General features: G+C 72.1%; 3 protein-coding genes. 1 reads left to right on the forward strand and 2 read right to left on the reverse strand.

Annotated elements, in window-relative coordinates; all coding sequences use genetic code 11:
- The coding region (locus AB0G02_RS36820; protein WP_360804109.1) for a polysaccharide lyase family 7 protein at positions 1-1240 on the forward strand (1240 nt) is incomplete at its 5' end.
- Here AB0G02_RS36820 and AB0G02_RS36825 read toward each other — a convergent pair.
- Together AB0G02_RS36825 and AB0G02_RS36830 are read right to left on the reverse strand one after the other, a co-directional pair.
- Positions 1230-1367 (reverse strand): hypothetical protein, encoded by a 138-nt coding sequence (locus AB0G02_RS36825; RefSeq protein WP_360804112.1) that lies wholly within the window; start codon positions 1365-1367, stop codon positions 1230-1232. The genes AB0G02_RS36820 and AB0G02_RS36825 overlap by 11 nt on opposite strands.
- A gap of 182 nt (positions 1368-1549) precedes the next feature.
- Positions 1550-2068: tetratricopeptide repeat protein (locus tag AB0G02_RS36830; RefSeq protein ID WP_360804115.1), on the reverse strand; the 519-nt coding region annotated here is incomplete at its 5' end.

Below are 2068 nucleotides of genomic sequence, written 5' to 3' on the forward strand. Positions count from 1 at the left end.
CGACGACCGTGACCGGGACCTGTCCCGGTGGATCCGCGCGGCGCCCCGGTCGACCGCCGAGGATCGACCCACGACGACAGGACGAGGTGCGATGTCACGGGCTCTTCGCGCGATGCTGGTGGGTGCGCTCGTGGTCGGCCTGGCCACCACGCCGGGCGCGGTGGCGATGACCGCCGGACCGCCGCTGCCGGTCACCGGGATCACCGCGAGCGGCGACGACGGCAACGTCCCGGCCAACACCGTCGACGGCGACCCGGCGACCCGCTGGTCGGACGAGGGCGACGGGGTCTGGATCCGCTACGACCTGGGCTCGGCGCAGGTGGTCGGCTCGGTCGCGATCGCCTGGCACAAGGGCGACACCAGGAAGCACACCTTCGAGGTCCAGCTGTCCGGTGACGGGTCGTCGTGGCGGTCGGCCGTCGCACGGCGCAGCAGCACGGGCGGCACGCTCGCGCCGGAGGAGTACGACTTCACCGACAGCTCCGCCCGCTACCTGCGGATCGTCGGCCACGGCAACACCTCCAACGACTGGACCAGCATCACCGAGACCTCCGTCCGGGGCGCGGACGGCGGCGGCGGCGACTGCCGGTACCCGGCCGACGTGCTGGACCTGACCGACTGGTACGTGGGCCTGCCGGTCGGGGAGGAGGAGTCACCGACCAACGTCGGGCAACCCGAGCTGGCCACCTACTCCGCCGACCCGTGGTTCCGCACCACACCGGCGTGCGACGGGGTGCGGTTCCGGGCCGCGGTGAACGGCGTCACCACCAGCGGTTCGAGCTACCCGCGCTCGGAGCTGCGGGAGATGTCCGGCAGCGCCAAGGCGAGCTGGTCGTCCACCTCGGGCACGCACACGATGGTCGTGGACGAGGCCATCACCGCGCTGCCCCGGGACAAGCCGCACGTCGTGGCCGGGCAGATCCACGACAGCGGCGACGACGTGTCGGTCTTCCGGTTGGAGGGCAGCAAGCTCTACGTCACCGACGGCGACACCGCCCACCACAAGCTCGTGACGGACGCCTACGTGCTCGGCACGCGGTTCCAGGCCAAGTTCGTGGTCGGGGACGGGCGGATCAAGGCCTACTACAACGGCGTGCTGCAGACCACCATCACGAAGAGCTTCTCCGGCGCCTACTTCAAGTCCGGCGCCTACACGCAGGCCAACTGCACCAACTCCTCGCCCTGCGACGCGGGCAACTACGGCGAGGTCGAGGTCTACCGCCTGACCGTCACCCACTAGTCCACTGTGGACCGCCCGGTGCGAAGCAGGTGAACTGGAACCACCGCAGGCGCTGGTACTGGGCGCCACCCTCCTTGCTCCACCAGGACCAGGTGCCGCCCGCCTCGTGGTACGGCCGCCACAGCACGGGATGTCCTGCGACCGCAGGCGCAGCAGCGGCTCGCCGCAGCGCACGTCAGGTGGCGGCCCCGGGCCGTCGCCGTCGTCCTGCCGCATCCGCACACTCTACTGAGTGATCAGCTCGCGGAGACGCCCGTGCGGAGCGAAATCCCCGGCTGGTCTTGTGGGGGCGGCGGAACGAACGCCTCGCTACCCGAGCCGTCGACGTGCGGCGGCGAGTGCCCCGGTCCCGCCCGGGAAGGCGCGGAGCCGCTCCAGCCGGTCCCGCACGCGCAGCGCGGCACTCGTCTGGCGCTGGGCCAGGTACAGCTCCAGCGCTTCCTCCCACGCGGCGCGTGCTTGGTCCTCCCGACCCAGGGCGGCGTGCGCCTCGCCCAGGTTGGAGAGCGTGCGGGCCACCTGGAACCGGTGGCCCAGGCCGCGGTAGAGGTCCAGCGCCCGCAGGTAGTGGGCGACGGCCCGCTCGTGGTCGCCGTCGTGGTGGTGGCTGAAGCCGAGGCTGTCCGAGGCCGCCGCCTGGCCGTTCCGGTTGTGGTGCCGGCGGTGCAGGTCCAGCGCCTCCCCGCAGTACCGGCGGGCCAGGTCGTGATCACCGGTGCGCGCGGCGTACCAACCGGCGTCGTTGAGCGCGTAGGCCTGCCACACCGGGTTGTCGAGGGAGCGGAACAGCTCCAGCGCACGGGTCGCGTGCTCGAACGCCCGCTGGTC

The sequence above is a fragment of the Actinosynnema sp. NPDC023658 genome (assembly GCF_040639995.1).
GTDB lineage: Bacteria > Actinomycetota > Actinomycetes > Mycobacteriales > Pseudonocardiaceae > Actinosynnema.